This is a genomic window from Aerosakkonema sp. BLCC-F183 (assembly GCF_041929145.1).
Taxonomy (GTDB): Bacteria; Cyanobacteriota; Cyanobacteriia; order Cyanobacteriales; family Aerosakkonemataceae; genus Aerosakkonema.
Genome location: NZ_JBHFNU010000087.1, coordinates 178,512 through 197,532 on the forward strand (window position 1 = coordinate 178,512; position 19,021 = coordinate 197,532).

Genomic DNA, 19,021 nt, shown 5'->3' on the forward strand with positions numbered 1-19,021 from the left:
TATGAAAGATGAACCGCAAACGATGAACGCCGATATCGTAATTCTCTCAAATGGGCCTGGGGAGTTGGCAACCTGGGTGCGTCCGGTGGTGCAACAACTGCGACAACTACTGGGATACGATCGCTCTCAAGTACGCATCTCGGTGGTGCTATCCCCTTGTCCCAATGCTAGCGGCAAAGAGGTGGAAATTGCACGCAGTTACCCTGAAGTCGATCGAGTTCAAGGTGCAGAACATTTTTTTCCATTTTTATTATGGGGTAAGACTCCTGAAGATTGGGACTGGCGCGATCGCGGTGCGGTTCTTTTTTTAGGTGGCGATCAGTTTTTTACTGTGCTAATTGGCAAGCGTTTAAACTATCGTACCATCGTTTACGCTGAATGGTCAGCGCGTTGGCATAATTGGATCGATCGATTTGGCCTAATGAAATCGGAAATTCTTGCTAAAGTTTCGCCAAAATATCATCGGAAATTTACTGTCGTTGGGGACTTAATGGCAGAAGTCCCAGTTGAAAGGATAACAGAAAAAGACGCTCAATCTCATCTAGAATTAATTGGTTTATTACCGGGATCTAAACCAGCAAAGTTATTTCAAGGTCTGCCTTTTGTATTAGCGAGCGCCGAACGTATCCACGCTGCACGTCCTCAAACTCGTTTTGCGATTTTTCTTGCTCCCACTTTGGATATTCAAACATTAGCACGTTTTGGCGATCGCCAGCACAATCCTCTCATTCAGCGTCTGGGATGGGGAAGTGGTGAATTAGTTATACCTCCTCACCCAGAACTTCCTTTTATCAAAACACCAAGCGGTTTGCTGGTACAATTATATACGCAATCACCAGCCTACAAATTGTTATCTCAATGTCGTTTATGTCTGACTACGGTGGGTGCTAATACAGCTGAATTGGGCGCTTTAGCAGTACCCATGATTGTGTTGCTTCCCACGCAACAACTAGATGCAATGCGAAGTTGGGATGGTTTGCCTGGACTGCTTGCCAATTTACCCGGTTTCGGTTCTATTTTTGCTAAAATTATTAACTGGTCGATCCTCCAACAAAAACGTTTGTTTGCATGGCCGAATATTTGGGCAAAAGCCGAAATTGTGCCGGAACTTGTCGGTAAATTGCAACCTCAAGATGTAGCAGACTTGGTTTTGAATTATTTGAACAATCCTGTCAAATTGGAGGATATGCGCGATCGTCTTCGCCAAGTGCGAGGCGAAGCAGGTGCAGCGCAAAAGCTAGCACAGATAGTTTCTGAAGAACTTTCATATGAGAAAATATCTGTGGCGTAAAATTGATGGGTCTTTCGAGTTTATGGTGGAAAATATTTGTTAGTGTTACCCATGTGTGATATCATATCCGGTTACATTGGTAGCCGAAAAAATTTGCGATACGTGCTTCGCACACGCTTCGCGATCGCATCTGCGTTCCGAAGCGTTCATCTATCTTTATCTGCGGTAAAAATTTAACCCCTGATTCCCGCTGATACTCCTCAACATCATTCATCTACTACCGATGATAACCGCACACAATATGATCGTGGCTTAAGTTTACAGGTTATTTTTTTCATCGCTTCCAAATGGACGCATGACGAGATATCCTGCTAAATCCAAGACCCCATCTAATAAAAAGCCAATAATACCAATATACAGTACTCCCTTGAGTACTTGTTGAGTTTCATTGCTATTATAGGCATCCCAGATGAAAAAGCCTATTCCTCTACTACCAACTAAAATTTCTCCTGCGATGACGGTAAACCATGCTAATCCTATCCCTATTCTCAACCCAGTAAATATATGTTCGATCGCAACTTTCATCCCATTTTCCTCTCGCCGAGACTTTCTCACCCCTGTTGCTGTGTTAATGGCAATTTGCCAAATAGCACTGAAAAATACGAGGAAAAGTACGCTGCTGAGGTTATCTTTAAATTGGATTAGCGCGATCGGCAATAACGCGATCGCCGGAATACTCGCCGGGAACTGCAAAACTCTCTTTAATATCTCGTAGATTATATTATTCTTTCCAATCACGATTCCTATGCCAACCCCCAAAACAGCTGCTGGTATGTATCCTTGGCATAACATTTGCAGGCTGGCCAAAATTAATGAATAAATGTTATTTCCTTGCTCCATAACCTACTTTAAACTTCTTTGTGTGAAACTTTCTTTAAAGAAGGGGGAAACCGTTTGACGAAACCTACTAAAATCTACGTTAGTAGAAATGCAATGTAGTTCCCATCTTTATAAAGGTAAAACCTTTAATGGGGCGACGGCTGCCCTCGCTATCCCTTCTGCTGTGTAAGCATTAGGGAATACTTTTCTAGCGATCTGTAGAGAGCCATTAATATCTGCATTTATCTTTATTCCAGAGTGGGACTGGAACAATCCTCGCTTTACACGCTTACCTAGATAAGTTTCATGTTGACAAGGAGATTCTAGATCTAAAGCAGATGTCTTGCTGGTATAAGATTCCTCAGTCACAATCACCTTAATTCCTGCTAATTGACATTTATAAGTTAGTTGGTCAATAAATTTGGCATGAGGAATATGTGTAAATGACTGATTATTCTGCTTGCCTATATTGATATTCTGCTTCCAGTTATCGTTTTTGCCAATAACTAAAGTACCAATACCATGAGCTTTGATAGTATTAACGATCTGCCTACTTGTGTTGTGTAAATAGTTGTCAACATAGTTATTCCTATAAGCGGTTAGTGATTGAATACGTTGACTAGATTTGCGTCTGTCTCCTAATTGTGATTGCAGTTTGGATTTAGTTTTGTTATAGAACTGATTGACACTTTTTAGCGGTCTTCCGTTAATTAATAGTGGTCGAAAGCCACCTTTATTTGATGTCAGTGCCACTAAATTGGTTAAGCCAAGGTCAATAGCAGCTATATAATTACTATCAATTTGCTGCTCCTCTTGCTGCTCATAAACAATTTCTACTATGTAACAAGTCGGACGAGGTACTAATCTTACTTCTACAACATTATCTACTTTTGTAGGTATCTTAATATCACTCATTGACAAGTGACAAATTCCTTGCTTCAGTTCAGCTTTGGATATTGATTCGTGATAGTAGATAACAGCATTACGTCCCTTGGTCTTGTGCTTATATCCTGGTATTCTAGGTTCTCCTAAGAACTTTGATGGACACTTATTCCATTCTTTATGTGCTTCAAAGTATCCAGTCCAAGTAGAGACTAAACGCTTAACGATCTGTTTGCTAACTTTGGTGGGTAATGCTCGATAATCAACCGAATTCTTGACTAGATGATAAAGTTCAGCCAGTTTATACTTCTTGCCTGTAGCAAAGAAATATTGACGACATATATAATTGGCGGCATTATATAAATTCTTAGACAAGAATGATAATTTATCTATTTCTTGCCAGTGTTGATGTGTATGCTTAATAATATGTCTTTCCACTAAGAGCATTTCTGACTTCTCCTTTCTCCACTTCTCTTGCCATAGATTTTGGCACTAAAGGAAGACATTAGAGATAACATATCTTCTATTAATTCTGCTTCATAGCTTTTTGGTAATGTCTCTTCGATGTATTCAACTTCTACACCATGTGACTCAAAGAATAGTTTAAGTATGTTGAAATTAAACCTGATTAAACGGTCTTTATGCTCAACAATAACTTTCGTTATCTTGCCTTCGATAGCTAGCTGCATTGCGCGGTTTAGCTTGGCTCTAGAATCGTTCATCCCAGAACCTACTTCAGTAAATACGTAAGATACTTTGTAATTCTTCTTAGCTGCGTATTCAGTTAGTCTTGTATTTTGGCGGTCTAAGTCGCCTTTGGTCTTCTGTTCTGCTGACGAGACTCTGCTGTAAAGCAATACAGACTGCTCTTTAACTTTTACCGCTGTTTCAATGCCTATGAATTTGATGATATCTGACTCTCTGTATCTTCTTTGATTACCAGGAGTCCGAATTGCTTGTAATTTGCCAGATTTGTCCCAAAGTCTCAGTGTTTGAATGCTGACATTAAGCGCAACACAAACCTGAACAGGGGTCAGTAACTTCTCCTCCATTGGTCATTTCCTCAAATATAGAGAACCAATGGTCGTAATGAGCTTGGAACTCTTCAAGTGTTGGAACTTCACCGAGTTCAACGCTATGAGGATATACGGTTCCATCATCCAGTTCAAATTCCGTCTTTGTAACACGGACTACTTTCTTCCTTTGCATAGTAAATTGCTCCAGAGTACATTTATTATAACATAGCATTAGAAGATTTTGTGAGGATTTAGTAGATATTATGAGGTTTATGCTTTACTGTTACCAACCCCTTGACAGGATCTTTTTTTTAAATTATGATAATCTTGATGAGGAAGAACTATCTTGTAATATTTGATTTTGGTAATATCTCCATTATTTAAGAATACCACCAAATAGCACCCCTGTACAGCCCTATCTACCCTATTCTTTAAAGTCGGCCCAGCGGCACAGGTCTTTTTGACTTTTGACTTTTGACTTTTGACTTTTCAATTTTGACCATCGCGGCGTCCCAGCTCGTAGATGCCACAGCCAATACAGGCTAACATACCAACACTAATTGCCCAGCTGCGTCCCAAAGAAAGTTCTACGCCCCAGTTGCACAAACTGCCCACAAGCAAAAATGGAATAATACTAAAGATAGAAGCGTAAAATGAGTTTTGAGCTTCTCTAGCACGACGGGTGCGTTCAAATTCTGCGTCCGAAGTATAGAGCGATCGCTCAGCAAAATTAAACCAGCGTTTCAGTTGCTCCATCAGCCACTCGCTGACTGACCAAAAGCCCAGATACAAAGCCAGCGACCACAAACCCGTACCGGCGATCGCAGTGGCATCCAACGCCAACTTAAAAGGAAAAAGTTCTTGGAGCATAGGGCAAAGAGCGGTTGGGAGGAGTTAATGGAGTAATATTGCCGAATTCGTTGACAGCACTTTTGCGATTGTAACGGAATTTGAATACCAATAGACTCAGCCCATCGAAAATACAGCCTGGACATTACTCTAAACCCAGTCTTAACTAGAAGAATAGAAGTAACTATCCAGACTGATATTGTTGAACTATGCGATCGCAGCTCCAACCTAGAGCCCATCGATTTGCTTTCGCAGCTCTTCCAAGTCCCGGTCAACTGCCGAACTGGATGAGGAAGCAGATGGAGAAGTAGATGATGAAGTAGATGATGAAGTATTTTGTGCAGAACCGGGTAAAGCCGCTGGTGGTGAAGAACCAGTCAAAGCTGCTTTCATCGCCATTAATTCATCATCAACATCGCTACTGCCTTCCAGAGCAGCAAATTTCTGTTCTAGAGTAGTACCGGTTAATTCTTGTGCCGACTGAGCCCGCGCTTCCATCATCAAAACCTTTTCTTCCATCCGCTCAAAGGCACCCATAGCGCTGCTGGTACCTAGCTTACCCACCGCTTGTTGCAGCTGCTCGTTAGCTTTTGCCGCCGCCACCCGCGCCTTGAGCATATCCTTCTTCGTCTTCGCTTCGGAAATCTTACTTTCCAGAGCGATCAAATTGCGCTTGAGTGTATCCACCTGAGTAGTCTGCTGATCCAAAGTCTGCTTGAGGGCAGTTGCCGTATCGGCAAGAGATTTTTTCCGCAGCAGAGCTTCTCTGGCAAGATTTTCATCTCCTTTTTGCAGAGCCAGTTGAGCGCGACTTTGCCAGCCATTCGCTTCGGATTGAGCTTGATTGTACTGTTGCTCGGTGCGTTTTTGAGTAGCGATCGCCTGAGCAACTGCTTGGCGCAGTTGCACCAGGTCTTCCTGCATATCAACGATCGACTGTTCTAAAATTTTTTCCGGGTCTTCAGCTTTGCTGACAACATCGTTGAGATTGGCCCGGATTACTCGGCTCAGACGGTCAAACAGTCCCATAACTTTGTTTTTCCTTTTGGGGTGTACGAGGTCGGATGAAAGCCAGGTTTCTGGCAAAGGCTGACTTGCCGGAAAATGGAGTTAACTGTATGCTCAATTCGGTTAGCCCGAAACCATCATCCATATAGTTTCAAGTGTAAGAGGCTCTCTACAGGGAATTAGAAAACCTCGATCGAGCGATGGAAAAAAAAGATTGCTTATATTCCAGTTTAAAAACTTCCGACAGGGATCTGCACGTTAGTGCCTCGACTCAACCTAGAGGAATTAGGCAGTTTTCTAGTTTTCACTACATTTGGGCGTTTTTATGAGCAGATGACTGACTCGACGGTAACTGCGCGGCATTGTTACCGTTGAGCATATTTGCCTTCATCGCCTCCAGTTCTCTGTCAACCTCGCTACCGCCTTCTAAGGCAGCAAATTTCTTTTCCAGATCGTCAGTTCCCAGTTGCGCGATCGCCTCTGACTGCGCTTCCAGTTGCAGGACTTTCTCCTCCATTCTCTCAAACGCACTTAAAGAACCGCTGGGGTTGAAGCGCCCCATCATCTCATTTACTTTCTGAGATGCCTGTGCAGAGCGAGCGCGGGCAATATACATATCTTTCTTCGTTTTTGCCTCGGCGATTTTGCTCTCCAAAGTTCTCAAATCTTGTTTGAGCCGATCGATAATGGTGTTTTGGCTTTCCAACTGCCCCTTCATAGCAGAAGCCGTTTCTTGGTAAGATTTGCGTCGCGTCAAAGCTTCCCGGGCTAAATTTTCATCGCCTTTTTGCAAAGCCAGTTGAGCGCGGTTGTACCAAGAATCCGCGTTAGACTGAGCATTGCTGAGGTCTCGTTCGGTGCGTTTCTTGGTAGCGATCGCTCCAGCTATAGCCTGCCGCAGATCAACCAAATCCTCCTGCATATCCAGAATTGTCTGTTCCAGAATCTTTTCTGGATCTTCCGCCTCACCGATTAAATGATTGATATTGGCGCGAATCACCCGCAGCATACGGTCAATCAGTCCCATATCCGCTCTCCATTCCCTTGGTGCTTGAAAGTTGAAAGGGCATCAGCCGCAAGACTACCCTCATAGTATCTCGCTCTTTAACCAAAAAGTAAAAAGGAGGCAGGGGGGCAGGGGGGCAGGGTCGCGGGGTCGTGGGGTCGCGGGGTCGTGGGGGAGTGGGGGAGCGAAAGAATTAATATTTTCCCTTTTCTTTTTGACTTTTGACTTTTGACTTTTGCCTTTTGCCTTTTGACTTTTGACTTTTGACTTTTGCCTTTTGCCTTTTGCCTTTTGCCTTTTGACTTTTGCCTTTTGACTTTTGACTTTTGACTTTTGCCTTTTGCCTTTTGACTTTTGACTTTCCCTAACCCCTAACCCCTGCTTCTAAAGACGATAAACCTGAGCCGATATCCCTTGTTTTTGCAGTTCGCGAACCTTTTTTTGCGCTTGGGACTCAGAGGGGAAAGAAGCGACTTGGATGCGGTTGCCTTGGGGCAAGCGGCGGACAAAGGCTTCAGGGATTGTCTTTCGGACTTGTGCCAGAGAGCGATCGCTATTTTGTGCAGTCACAACCAAAAACTTATTCTCCTGTGCCGGTGTAGATTTAGCTTTTGGTGGATTTGGCTTGTTAGCAGCAGGTGCCAACCTAGCAATTCCTTGAGTAGCCTTGTTGGATTGGGCTGGTGGCGGCAGAGTAACGGGACGCCGATCCCCAAGCTGGGGCAAAACACCTGATTGAACTGACGAGGGTAACAGTGCTGCCGGTAAATCTATAGGTATAGCGTCAGCCACGGGACTGGGCAGAGGTACAGGTAGATTTACCGGCAACTGAGAGCTAGGTGTTGGTAATGGTGGAAGTTTTGCCAAATTTTTCGGCTTGAGGGTACTCAAGCTTCTCAAATTCAAATCCACAAATTCTTGGGAAGCCAGATTCGGCGAATTGGGAATCCCCTTTTCTCTTGCTTTTGTTTCCCCAGCACTTAGGTTTTTTTCCGCAGAGTTGGCAGCTGTTAAATTCCCAGATGCAAAAAATCTGCCCACAGATAGGTGACTGAGGCTGGACGGATTCATTGCTATGTAGCCCAAGGTGGCGCTGGAGAGCAATAACAGCAACATCGAGCCAACTCCCAAGGGACTGAGCAGGTTATCTGCAAAACTGCGTTCTGCTTCGACGGTCGCTTTTTGTTGTCCCAGATGTTCTAACGATGCTGGTGATGGTTCCAAGTACTCGCTGGGCGGCATCGGTGCAGTAACCGGAGTGACAAAATTGCCCTTTGCTCCTGCCAAAATAGGGGAATGTTCTAAATTAGGGGTTGAGCTGGGATCGATCGCAAGATCGGGCATTGCGATCGCCCCATTTGAGGTATCCGATTCGCGATCGCCAACTTCAGCTTCAATAGGAACATCATTTTTGCTCGTAAATGGTGGCAGGCTTTCAGGCGCTGTCGTTGCTGGAATTGGCGCTTCAGTTCTGCCGATTGTGGCTGGAATCGAGATCAGATCTAAAGTCTTGCGAACTTGGGGACGCCCAACAGGACGGGGTGGAACAGCTTTGGCAGGGCACAAACGCCGATATCGGGCTAGTTCATCCTCCAGCTGCACGTCCAAGCTAGTTAAAACACCTTGCAGGACAGGCGAATAGGGCTGAGTTGCTGATGAAGTGGCTCTTGGCTGGGTGGGGGACAGTTGACTCATTACACACTCCTAACCGGATATTTATCAGTAAAAAGTAAAAATCAAATAGCCTTAACCGAAGTTTTGCTTTTTTTACCTTTTACCCTAGCTGTTTTTATATCTCTCAGTGACATTTTAGGATTTTTGGAAAACCAGGTTCACTTACCCCACTCATTCTCATTGGGTAAGCGATGGCCATCTCTTCCGCTGTTGCAAGTCAAGCAGCCACATCAGCCAGCAAGGTCATTTTATTATCGGTAGAACAGGCAGCAGTCAATCTGCCAGATGTGACAACCTTGCGGGTTAGTTACAAGCCCCATCCCCTCGTGGGTGGGGCAGTTGATCGGTGCTTACGCACTTGTGGGCCACAAACCGAGTTGACAGAGCGGGGCATCCTAATTTTCCGTTACTTTTCGATCGTGACTTCTAACCTCTCACCTTGGATATGAGTATTCACCAAAAATCGCATTTTAGAGTAAAATTGTAAATCTTACTCTATCTTAAGATATATTTATTTTGGATTTGCCTTTTTGAGGACGAGCGAGCATCTCACACAAAAAGACCAGTTGACGTTTCCCTTGATCCCAAATTACTTTCTATAGAAATCCGTACAGTTATTCTCCAAATTTGTATAGTTTTCTTAACCGAAAAATGAAAAAAATCTAAAATTTATTTTTATTTGGGGATCGCTAAAACCCAGACAGGCTCGTGAGTTGATGGCTTCTATGGCTGCTGAGGGATTTGTCATAAATATAAAAGAAGATTAGAAAACTTACGCACCCAGGGGAACTCCTAAAAGGGAAAGAGGTTTCATGACTGTAAATCCTGTGGCTTCAGCCTGTCGGTCTTGTCGGTACTACACGCCAGAGGGACGCCGGGGCGGCAATTGCGAACAACTAGGCGTACACGTTCGCAGCACCTGGAAGGCTTGTTCTCTGGCGATCCCACCATTTGCTCCTTCTTGGGAAGGTTTCCAAGAGGTGCTGGATTGGCAAAAGGAAATGCTCTTGTTGCAGGAAGTGCTGCCCTTAGAAAGTTCTGAGTTAAAGGTTTCCGAGGCAAAAAGTGCCTCCACCCCTGGAACTGAGTTGCGTACAAAGATAGCAGATTGGGACAGCAGAGAAGTAGAGGAGCAGAGGAGGAGAGGGCAAACAGAGTTAGCTCTATGAATGCAACCTGGTATGACAAAAATGAAACCGCAAATGCTGAAGCATTGATTGTGTAGCCACACGGGAATCAACCCCTCTCGCTCAATATTTCAGTAATTTTTCAAATGGGTTGTTAATAAAGGCACATTAAAATCAATATAAATTTCCGTAATCTCCTAAACAATCTGCGAGTCTTATGGAGCCAAAAAAACTACTGTTTAGTCGGAAATTTAGATTTATTAAAGGGTTGCATTCACAGTCGCACCTTTTCCAGAAAAGAAGGTGCGACTTTTGGTTTAGCTTTTGTAACATTTCGGCGATCGCAATGCCCAAATGTCAAGCAGACGAGTTGCCGAATTCTCGTGGGTCAATTTAAAGATTCCAAGAATGTTTCGACCTTACCATCGGGGCTGAGAACTACTCGAATTTTAGGGCTGTGTTTTCCTTCAATAGGAGAAACAAAACTTTCACCCACCAAAGGCATCTCGGTGCGATCGATATAAGTTTTTGCCAATTGGCCCAGAGGAATTATCTGACGGATCGACCCATCATGATTTAATGTCAGACTGTATTCCAAACGTTGTGTCAAGCTTGCCGGAGGTTGCCAGCGACTTTGGAAATAATTTCTCGCCTCTCCTATTTGGGGGATCGCGTCAAACAGAGTGGTGCTGCTATTTCCCCTCGCTACAGCAGTGGCGCTGGGGCTTGGCTGGGCGGCGGGAGAGTTACTTCGCGCCCCAGCAGGCGGTTTAACATTAGCAGTTTGAGTAGGAGCTGTCGCAATTTGAGGCAACTCCCGAATGGGAGGCGGTGTAATCGGAGGAAATTCCTGAGTGTCAGGCGGTTTAATGGCGGGCATCTCCTGAGTGGGAAGCGGTGTGATGCGAGGTACTTCCTGTGAGGGTGCTGTAGCAATGGAAGGTACATCCTGGGCGGGTGGTGGAGTAATGCGCGGTAACTCTTGGGCGGGTGGTGTGGCGATGCGCGGTAACTCTTGGGCGGGTGGTGCGGCGATGCGCGGTAACTCTTGGGCGGGTGGTGCGGCGATGCGCGGTAACTCTTGGGCGGGTGGTGCGGCGATGCGCGGTAACTCTTGAGCGGGTGGTGCGGCGATGCGCGGTAACTCTTGGGCGGGTGGTGCGGCGATGCGCGGTAACTCCCGCGCTGGTGGCGGTGTGATTCGCGCCATTGGCTGAGTGGGAGTAGCTGTAACTTGAGGAGTTGGTTTGGATTTGGCTGAAACTGAAGCACCAGATGCCGTTGCAGTAACAGATTGGTTAGAACTGGATGCGACGGGACGTTCTTGACGTTGCGCTGGTGTTCGTGAAGGAGTTGGCTGAACTGAAGTGCGATCGCTCGGTTTTGAGGTTTGTACGATCGCACCATTAGGTGCGGGCGTCGCTGCTGTTGGTGAAGGAATAATTTGAACAGTCGTGCGCTCGGTGACAGGTTTTTGAGATCTTGTTTGACTTCCAGTTCCTGACTGCGATACATCGGAATTAAGGGGGAGTTTATATTGCTCGGACTGGGATGGACTGGAAGGAGGTGCTTGCCCATTTATACTCGCTGAGGGTGCAGTCGTAGAATTGGGCGGTGCTGGGGCAGTCACCGACGGGGGAACACTGGGAGTGGGAGATACACCACTTCCAGGTGATACTGTCGCTCCGGGAGTGGGAGGTACAGCACTTCCAGGTGGTACGATCGCTCCCGGAGTGGGAGATAGTGAAGATGCCGATGGCGGTAGTGCTGGCAACGTTTGCGGCGAAGACAGGGGTGGCGTTGGTACTCCCGGTGTTGGTACTCCCGGTGTTAGTAGGGGTGTGGGAACAACAGCAACTTGTGGCTGTTCGGTGGGAGTAGGCTGTGAAGTTGCTACGGTTGGGGATGTTTCTGGGTTAGTAGTTTTTCGATCCAGCATTTTCACCGCAGCTGTGCTTATGCCCACCGTCACCAGAGCCAGAGCGGCAATTTTTGCCCATACGACAGGAGTTTTAGTTCCTGCTGCGCTATTTAGATTGGGCAATAGCTCTAGTTCGGAGGTGTACTCATCTAAAGCGGTGGCTAAGTCAAATAATTGCAGCAAACTGAGATGAATAACCGATCCCGAACTCTCTGTAGCCAAGGAACCCAAATACAGGTCGTGAAAAAGCAAACCATTTGGTTGCAGGAAAATTTCGTCTGTTCGATCGACTGAAGCAGCTGTAGGATTGTTGCTGCTTTCTATTCGATCTGACTGCAAATGCTCTAAGTCTGTCGAGACAGAGCTTAGATCTGAGGATTGGGATATGTGATGTTGTGGAATTTCTTCACTATCTGCGCGATCGAATTCGGATATTTCCAAGGTGGCAGTTGTGTCCGCAGAACTGTTGGTCGCTCTGCCATCCGTGTCCGGTAATTCGGTTTCGTCAGTAGGTGCTGATGCCAATAACGAGGCATTCAAACGATCGGGCGATTGTCCGATAAAATCTTGCACATAGGTTTGAACTACGTCACAGAGCGCTTGCAGCTGGGTTCGATCCCCACGCACGGTAACTCGTTTTTCCTCTGGCACTCGCGGATCGTCGAAGTGCAGCGTAAACTTTAGCCGCTGCACTAGGGGGCGACCAACCCAGCGGGATAAGGGCGATCCCTTGGCTGCAATTTCTAGGGTACAGGTGGGTGGGGTGTAGCGTCGCAGAACTGAGGTGGACGAGTGCATAGGTTAGGGGTTAGGGATTAGGGGTTAGGAGTTAGGGGTTAGGGCGTCGGAAAAAGGGGAAAGGGGAAAAGGGGAAAGATTTATTCTCCCGCTCAATAGCTCCCCCACTCCCCCGCTCAATAGCTCCCCCACTCCCCTATCCACTTTTTGACTTTTGAATGAGTGACTTTTGACTTTCTCTATTTTTTACTTTTTCCCAGGAGTGCTAACCAAAGACGGCGGTGACCGCCGGGACTGCTATAAAACAGCAGATCGATCGAGAGTTTGAGAGCCAAATGTGTGAGAACTTCAGAAGAACAGTTGTCGCCATCCTCCATGCGCTCTTGGTATTTGTTCGTAAAGGTATCTATATAATCTCCAAGCAGGGCAGCTTGATGGGGTTTTTGGTTTTGCTCGGTTAGCTGTTCTAGGAGGGCGACGGCGCGACGGATTAGCTCTTGGTGTTGTTTGGCTAGGTGACAGATAATCAAAACTAGCGATCGCGCTTCCTCTACATCCAACTTTTTACGTCCTCCCTGGCTTTTGCGTAAGGGACTGGACTGGCGCAGACGCCACAAGGAAACTCGATCGGCAACGATTGACTCTAAATTCAGCTGCGCCGCAGCTGCGAGTATTGCTTCCGAACCAATTCCCGCTAATGCTTCTAGAGCTAGCAAAACTAAATCCAGCTGGGCTTTGATATTATCCAACTGCGTTGGGTCTGGCGAGGCGTTTAGAGTGAAGTCCTCCCAGTTAGGGGTTGGCTTAGCGGACAATGCTTTCGAGCGCATACCTTCAGAATAAAAGAGAAGACAGTCGATCGTCTGTCAGTTACAAGTTCTGATACAGGAGAGTGCCTGAGTTGAACGGATTTACCAGGATAAAAGGGGATTGCTAATTGGGCAATTGGGTATAGAACATAGGGTATTGGCAATTTGCGATCTGTTGATTTTCCTCTCCTGGGCTCTCCTGCTGTGAAAGTTCCTTTGTCAGAAAGATATTTAAATTTAAATGCACAATACCTTATTTAGATCGATTTATTGAAAAATTGGGTTGAAAACCCCCTCGTTCTACGACGGCTTTTAGTAAAATTGAACGCAAGCGGAACACAAGATGTAGTTGTGGCATACGAACTTACTCGCTGGATAAAGACTGATGCCACCAATCCTCTTGGGTTGCCCCAATGCCTCACTACCCTCTAAAAAAAATATGGCATAGGTGGGAGAAAATAGAAATTAAATACCGTAGGGAATACGGAAATGCACGCTTGGGGACTATTCCTAAAGAGTGCTTGCTGTAAAAGGTGTCGTCGGACTAGATATGAAACTGTAAGACCAAAGCTCAGTTTACTTAGTGGCGGCTGGATTCAGCCCAAGAATCCTCGTACCTTTAGGTCGAGGAGTGTCAAGGTTTATCCCAAAGAGCGATAACTATGAACCGCGAACCGGGAACAAAGCCATTCAGGTGATAATTCGGATACTACCGCTTTGGCCTTAAAATCTTAAAATACTGTAAAGCCCTTTGCGTCCGGCGTCCGTTCGACCTCAATTCACCTCAATCGAATCATTATGGCTATTGGCTATCTCGCTCTTGTACTTCACGCCCACCTGCCCTTTGTCCGACATCCCGAAAGTGACTATGTGCTGGAGGAAGAGTGGCTTTATGAAGCCATTACCGAAACCTACATTCCCCTATTGCGGATGTTTGAGGGATTGAAACGAGACGGGGTTGAGTTCAAAATGACTATGAGCCTGACACCTCCTTTGGTGTCAATGCTACGAGATCCCTTGTTGCAAGAGCGCTACGATGCCCACTTAGCCAAAATGGAAGAACTGGCCGAAAAGGAAATTCTACACAATCAGCATCACGGTCATCTTCGTTACCTATCGGAATTTTACGCTCAAGAATTTCACGAAACTCGTAAGGTTTGGGAAAGCTATAATTGCGATTTGGTTGGCGCTTTTAAACAATATTTAGATAGTAACAACCTGGAAATCATCACCTGCGGTGCTACCCACGGCTATCTGCCACTGATGAAAATGTACCCGCAGGCTGTTTGGGCTCAAATTAAGGTAGCCTGCGAACACTATGAGGAAAACTTTGGACGCCCTCCTAAAGGTATTTGGTTGCCGGAGTGCGCTTACTATAATGGATTGGAGCGGATGCTAGCCGATGCCGGTCTGCGCTATTTCCTGATTGACGGTCATGGGGTTCTCTACGGTAGCCCCCGCCCCAGTTTTGGCACTTATGCTCCTGTTTATACTGAGGCAGGTATCGCTGCTTTCGGTCGCGACCACGAATCGGCGCATCAAGTTTGGTCTACTCAACTGGGGTATCCGGGAGATCCGGAATATCGGGAGTTTTATAAGGATTTAGGTTGGGAAGCGGAATACGAATACATTAAGCCCTACATTATGCCGAACGGGCAACGCAAAAATATCGGTATCAAGTACCACAAAATCACCGCTCGGGGTATGGGCTTGGCAGAAAAAGCTCTTTACGACCCGTATTGGGCGAGGGAAAAGGCGCTAGAACACGCAGGCAATTTTATGTATAACAGGCAGCAGCAAGTGCAGCATCTCTACAAAGCTATGCAGCGGCCTCCTATTATTGTCTGTCCTTACGATGCGGAGTTATTCGGTCACTGGTGGTTTGAAGGGCCTTGGTTTTTGGATTTTTTGTTCCGCAAGTCCTGGTACGATCAAAAAACTTACGCGGTGACTCATTTGGCAGACTATCTCCGCACTCACCCGAAACAACAAGTCTGCCGTCTGGCACAGTCAAGCTGGGGTTATAAGGGATTCCACGAGTATTGGCTCAACGATACTAATTCTTGGATTTATCCGTACCTGCACAAGACGGCAGAACGAATGATCGAGTTAGCCGCTGGAGAACCGGTGGACGAATTGGAGTGGCGGGCGCTGAATCAGGCGGCGCGAGAATTGCTGCTTGCCCAGTCTTCTGATTGGGCGTTTATTATGAGGACTGGTACGATGGTGCCTTATGCGGTACGCCGGACGCGATCGCATTTGATGCGTTTCAATAAGCTATACGAGGATATTAAGGCAAGTAAAGTTGACAGCGGTTGGCTGGGAAAAGTTGAGGCAATTGACAATATCTTTCCGAATATTAACTATCGCATTTATCGCTCTATGTAATAGCTAGGCTTATCGCTCCCCACTTGTACGATCGCGTTAAGTGGGGCAGACACACGTTACGATCGGTGAGTTTGTTAACTTTATAGGAACAACTTAAAAGCTTAATCTATCTGCGATCGCTAACCTACTTAACCACTCCTACACTTATCCCGTGAGGTTATCTTCTTGGCACTTTTTTCACGGTTTAATTCGATGTTAGCTTATCGCAGGGAAAGCCTATATTTTTGCAAAATATCTATAAAAGATTGTGTGAATTTAGAATTGAAAAAGGACAGGCATATTGCCTGTCCCCAAAAAATTATTTTGTCGATGTGTGTCAAGTCAAACCTAGAAGTTCATCTCGGCGGCTTGCACTTTCTCGATTTGTTTCTTCTTCAGCACCAGTAAAACTTGGCTGAGCATGATGCCGGCGAAGAATATCATCAGCCACTTGATCCGCGAGGCGCTTTGCAAGACGATTTCGGTGTCAGCCTGACCGAATCCACCCACATTGGGGTTTACGGTTAAGGCTTCGCCTGCGGTTACGGGTTGACCTTCAGTAACGATCAATTCTGGGCCGGCGGGAATCGTATCGACGACTGTTTCGCCTGCTTCGGTTGTAATTGTTACTTCAGAGCTGCCGTCTTCAGCTTTGGCAATCTGAGTGATGGTACCAGCGGCGGAAGCGTTAAATACGTTATTGTTGGTGCGATCGCCGGTGGGGTAAACTTGACCGCGACCCCGATTGCCACCCACATGAACGGCGTATTTGCCATAGTGGATATTTTTGTCGGTTTCGGGATTGGGGGAAAGAACTGGGAAGACAATTTCTTGATATTGCTCGCCCGGTAGAGGCCCGACGATAATTACGTTATCCTGACCTTCTTTGTAGGTTTGGTAATACAGATCCCCGATTTTTTCTTTCATTTCCTCCGGAATGCGGTCTTCCGGGGCAATTTTGAAGCCTTCGGGCAACATCAGGACGGCACCGACGTTCAAACCGCCTTTGGAACCGTCGCCGATTACCTGCTGCACGCTGGTGTCGTAGGGAACTTTGACGACGGCTTCAAATACTGTGTCGGGGAGAACGGATTGGGGTACTTCAACTTTGGTGGTTTTAGCAGCCAGGTGACAGTTGGCGCAAACAATCCGCCCTGTGGGTTCGCGGGGCGTTTCGGGGGCGGTTTCTTGTGCCCAGAAGGGGTAGGCGGCAGCTGGCTTTGGAAGTGCTAAATCGCTGGCGAAGAAGAGGGTAAAGGTTGCGATCGCCAGCAGTGCTATTTTGGTAATCGCCCACTTACTGCTGAAGCGTATCGCCGATAAACAAACTTTTTTCATCTGTAATAACAACGATTCCGTGACCAATGTCAATTCAATAGGTATGCTCTCTGAGCAAGTCAATTTGAGATTTTGGATTTTTGATTGAATCTAAAATCTCAAATCTAAAATCTAAAATCGCTTACGCCCACCAGGGTTCTTCGCCGGTGCGGAAGTCAGTTTCTGTCCAAGGTGTCAAGACGAGTTTGTCGTCTTGAACGTTGGCGTGAACGAGTGCGAGCGATCGCGGTGCTGGCCCGCGCACTACCTTTCCGGTGCTGTCATACTGAGAACCGTGGCAGGGACATTTAAATTTGTTCTCGGCGACGTTCCAGGGTACGACGCAGCCCAAGTGGGTGCAGATGGCGTTGATTCCGTAATCGGCTATCGTTTTGTCTTCTTTTACCACAATGTAGGTGGGGTCGCCTTTGAGTCCTTGGGCGAGGGTGCGCGAGCCCGGATTATGAGCGGTCAAAAACTCACTCACTACGATCTCGCCACCGAGAGCGTCTTTGGCGGTGACGCCACCACCACCACCACCACTAGATGGGGGGATAAAGTATTTGACTACCGGATAGAGGGCTCCCAGTGCCGTTCCCGTGATGGTGCCAAATGTTAGCAAATTCATAAACTGACGACGCCCCATATCGGGTGCGTCAGCAGATCCCGAAACTTGAGCCATAACTTATGCTTGAGTGTGTATCTTTGTCAAGATTTCTGAGTCTAAGCTCAGATTTTTCCCACCATGCGTCGCGAACGTGCAATCTGCCGCTCTCTGGCAAGGTCTCAAAAATGCTTTGAGAAACTGGTTTACAACTATCTCAGGGGTATTATTACATTTTTTGACGCTCGTCTCATAATCTAGAGGCACGTTGTCTCGATCGAGAAAATTTTTACAGGTTTGGACTATGACCGGACAAGACTTACGCCAAATCATACTAAATAAATGGGGATACTCTTACGATGTGCAAGTGCGGCGCATTCAGGGCAAGATTTTTGTGCAGATTATGTGGAAATATCTGGAACAGGCGTCTTTTCCGCTTTCAGAGGCCGAATATATGGCGCATCTAGATACTATTGCCAGTTATGTTGAGGCTTGGGGTGCTAGGGCGCAGGTGGAACAATATATTGTGCAGACGCGGGAGCGCCCCCGACTCGGTAAGGCGGTGAGTATTCCGATTGATTTGGGCGATCGCTCTTCGGAGTGGATAATATAAGATTTCTGTCCTCTACACAATTATCTATGCAAGTTGAATGGCAAACTGCTAAAACCTACGAAGATATTCTTTACCACAAAACGGACGGCATCGCGAAAATTACTATTAATCGTCCCCACAAACGCAATGCCTTTCGTCCCAAAACTGTTTTTGAACTTTACGATGCTTTTGCCGATGCCCGCGAAGATACGAATATCGGTGTAGTGCTTTTTACTGGTGCTGGGCCTCACACGGATGGTAAGTATGCTTTCTGTGCTGGCGGCGATCAAAGCGTGCGGGGAACGGCTGGCTATGTGGACGATGCTGGTGTGCCGCGTTTGAATGTGTTGGATTTACAGCGGCTGATTCGCACGATGCCGAAGGTGGTGATTGCGCTGGTAGCGGGATATGCGATCGGGGGCGGTCACGTATTGCACATTTTGTGCGATTTGACAATAGCAGCAGACAATGCAATTTTCGGTCAAACGGGGCCGAAAGTTGGTAGCTTTGATGGTGGATTTGGTGCTAGTTATTTAGCCAGAATTGTGGGGCAGAAAAAGGCAAGGGAAATTTGGTATTTGTGTCGGCAATATGATGCCAAACAAGCTTTAGAAATGGGTTTGGTTAATTGCGTAGTGCCAGTGGAGGAGTTGGAAGAAGAAGGGATTAAATGGGCGAGGGAAATATTAGAAAAAAGTCCGATCGCGATTCGTTGTTTGAAAGCTGCTTTTAATGCCGATTGCGATGGACAAGCTGGTTTGCAAGAGTTGGCGGGAAATGCAACTTTACTGTATTACATGACTGAGGAAGGTGCGGAGGGGAAACAAGCGTTTTTGGAGAAACGGAAACCGGATTTTCGCCAGTATCCTTGGTTGCCGTAGAACCTCACCCCCTAGCCCCCTCTCCGTGAACGGAGAGGGGGGACAAGAGAGAGAAAAGTAGTTACTACGGAGGCGTAGGAGCAGTGATAATAAAAACTTATTTAATCGTAGGGTGGGTTA

At 46.4% G+C, this 19,021-nt stretch carries 17 protein-coding genes; 6 read left to right on the plus strand and 11 right to left on the minus strand.

The features are described from left to right. Positions 1-22: 22 nt before the first annotated feature. Positions 23-1,291 carry a lipid-A-disaccharide synthase gene (locus ACE1CD_RS25735; RefSeq protein WP_374793444.1) on the plus strand — a complete coding sequence of 423 codons (1,269 nt, stop codon included), beginning with the start codon at positions 23-25 and terminating at the stop codon, positions 1,289-1,291. A gap of 258 nt (positions 1,292-1,549) precedes the next feature. On the opposite strand, the gene ACE1CD_RS25740 is transcribed toward ACE1CD_RS25735, so the two are convergent. From ACE1CD_RS25740 to ACE1CD_RS25770, 7 genes are all read right to left on the minus strand, one after another. Further along, positions 1,550-2,131: an ABC transporter permease subunit gene (locus ACE1CD_RS25740; RefSeq protein WP_374826688.1), complete on the minus strand. Its 582-nt coding sequence runs from the start codon at positions 2,129-2,131 to the stop codon at positions 1,550-1,552. Between the two features lie 108 nt (positions 2,132-2,239). Further along, complete coding sequence (locus tag ACE1CD_RS25745; RefSeq protein WP_374826689.1) at positions 2,240-3,439, minus strand: RNA-guided endonuclease InsQ/TnpB family protein; 1,200 nt, start codon at positions 3,437-3,439, stop codon at positions 2,240-2,242. After that, complete coding sequence (locus tag ACE1CD_RS25750; protein WP_374826690.1) at positions 3,430-4,044, minus strand: IS607 family transposase; 615 nt, start codon at positions 4,042-4,044, stop codon at positions 3,430-3,432. Before ACE1CD_RS25750 ends, ACE1CD_RS25745 begins: the two co-directional genes overlap by 10 nt. 453 nt (positions 4,045-4,497) lie before the next feature. Continuing rightward, complete coding sequence (locus tag ACE1CD_RS25755; RefSeq protein WP_374792831.1) at positions 4,498-4,878, minus strand: hypothetical protein; 381 nt, start codon at positions 4,876-4,878, stop codon at positions 4,498-4,500. A gap of 207 nt (positions 4,879-5,085) precedes the next feature. Further along, complete coding sequence (locus tag ACE1CD_RS25760; protein ID WP_374826691.1) at positions 5,086-5,886, minus strand: PspA/IM30 family protein; 801 nt, start codon at positions 5,884-5,886, stop codon at positions 5,086-5,088. Between the two features lie 286 nt (positions 5,887-6,172). Then, positions 6,173-6,892 (minus strand): PspA/IM30 family protein, encoded by a 720-nt coding sequence (locus ACE1CD_RS25765; RefSeq protein WP_374826692.1) that lies wholly within the window; start codon positions 6,890-6,892, stop codon positions 6,173-6,175. A gap of 363 nt (positions 6,893-7,255) precedes the next feature. Next, on the minus strand, positions 7,256-8,566 hold the full coding sequence (locus ACE1CD_RS25770) for an SPOR domain-containing protein (protein ID WP_374826693.1): 1,311 nt from the start codon (positions 8,564-8,566) through the stop codon (positions 7,256-7,258). A gap of 170 nt (positions 8,567-8,736) precedes the next feature. Between ACE1CD_RS25770 and ACE1CD_RS25775 the strand changes: the two genes are divergently transcribed. Together ACE1CD_RS25775 and ACE1CD_RS25780 are read left to right on the plus strand one after the other, a co-directional pair. Beyond that, positions 8,737-8,994: a hypothetical protein gene (locus ACE1CD_RS25775; protein WP_374826694.1), complete on the plus strand. Its 258-nt coding sequence runs from the start codon at positions 8,737-8,739 to the stop codon at positions 8,992-8,994. Positions 8,995-9,357: 363 nt separating this feature from the next. Next, positions 9,358-9,714, plus strand: coding sequence for a hypothetical protein (locus ACE1CD_RS25780; RefSeq protein ID WP_374792841.1), 357 nt, complete (start codon positions 9,358-9,360; stop codon positions 9,712-9,714). 346 nt (positions 9,715-10,060) lie between these two features. On the opposite strand, the gene ACE1CD_RS25785 is transcribed toward ACE1CD_RS25780, so the two are convergent. Together ACE1CD_RS25785 and ACE1CD_RS25790 are read right to left on the minus strand one after the other, a co-directional pair. Beyond that, entirely contained in the window at positions 10,061-12,391 is a 2,331-nt protein-coding gene (locus ACE1CD_RS25785; protein WP_374826695.1) for a DUF4335 domain-containing protein, read from the minus strand. A 179-nt stretch (positions 12,392-12,570) separates the two neighbouring features. Continuing rightward, on the minus strand, positions 12,571-13,161 hold the full coding sequence (locus tag ACE1CD_RS25790) for a DUF3038 domain-containing protein (RefSeq protein WP_374792844.1): 591 nt from the start codon (positions 13,159-13,161) through the stop codon (positions 12,571-12,573). A gap of 777 nt (positions 13,162-13,938) precedes the next feature. Here ACE1CD_RS25790 and ACE1CD_RS25795 point away from each other — a divergent pair. Next, positions 13,939-15,528, plus strand: coding sequence for a glycoside hydrolase family 57 protein (locus tag ACE1CD_RS25795; protein WP_374792846.1), 1,590 nt, complete (start codon positions 13,939-13,941; stop codon positions 15,526-15,528). A gap of 327 nt (positions 15,529-15,855) precedes the next feature. On the opposite strand, the gene petA is transcribed toward ACE1CD_RS25795, so the two are convergent. Both petA and petC read right to left on the minus strand, forming a co-directional pair. After that, a complete protein-coding gene (gene petA / locus ACE1CD_RS25800; RefSeq protein ID WP_374792848.1) occupies positions 15,856-16,845 on the minus strand; it encodes a cytochrome f in 990 nt (329 codons plus the stop codon). Between the two features lie 121 nt (positions 16,846-16,966). After that, complete coding sequence (petC, locus tag ACE1CD_RS25805; protein ID WP_374792851.1) at positions 16,967-17,506, minus strand: cytochrome b6-f complex iron-sulfur subunit; 540 nt, start codon at positions 17,504-17,506, stop codon at positions 16,967-16,969. 226 nt (positions 17,507-17,732) lie between these two features. Here petC and ACE1CD_RS25810 point away from each other — a divergent pair, with 226 nt between their 5' ends. Both ACE1CD_RS25810 and menB read left to right on the plus strand, forming a co-directional pair. Next, positions 17,733-18,041 carry a DUF3067 family protein gene (locus tag ACE1CD_RS25810; RefSeq protein ID WP_374792853.1) on the plus strand — a complete coding sequence of 103 codons (309 nt, stop codon included), beginning with the start codon at positions 17,733-17,735 and terminating at the stop codon, positions 18,039-18,041. 26 nt (positions 18,042-18,067) lie between these two features. Then, a complete protein-coding gene (menB, locus tag ACE1CD_RS25815; protein ID WP_374792855.1) occupies positions 18,068-18,901 on the plus strand; it encodes a 1,4-dihydroxy-2-naphthoyl-CoA synthase in 834 nt (277 codons plus the stop codon). Positions 18,902-19,021 lie beyond the last annotated feature (120 nt).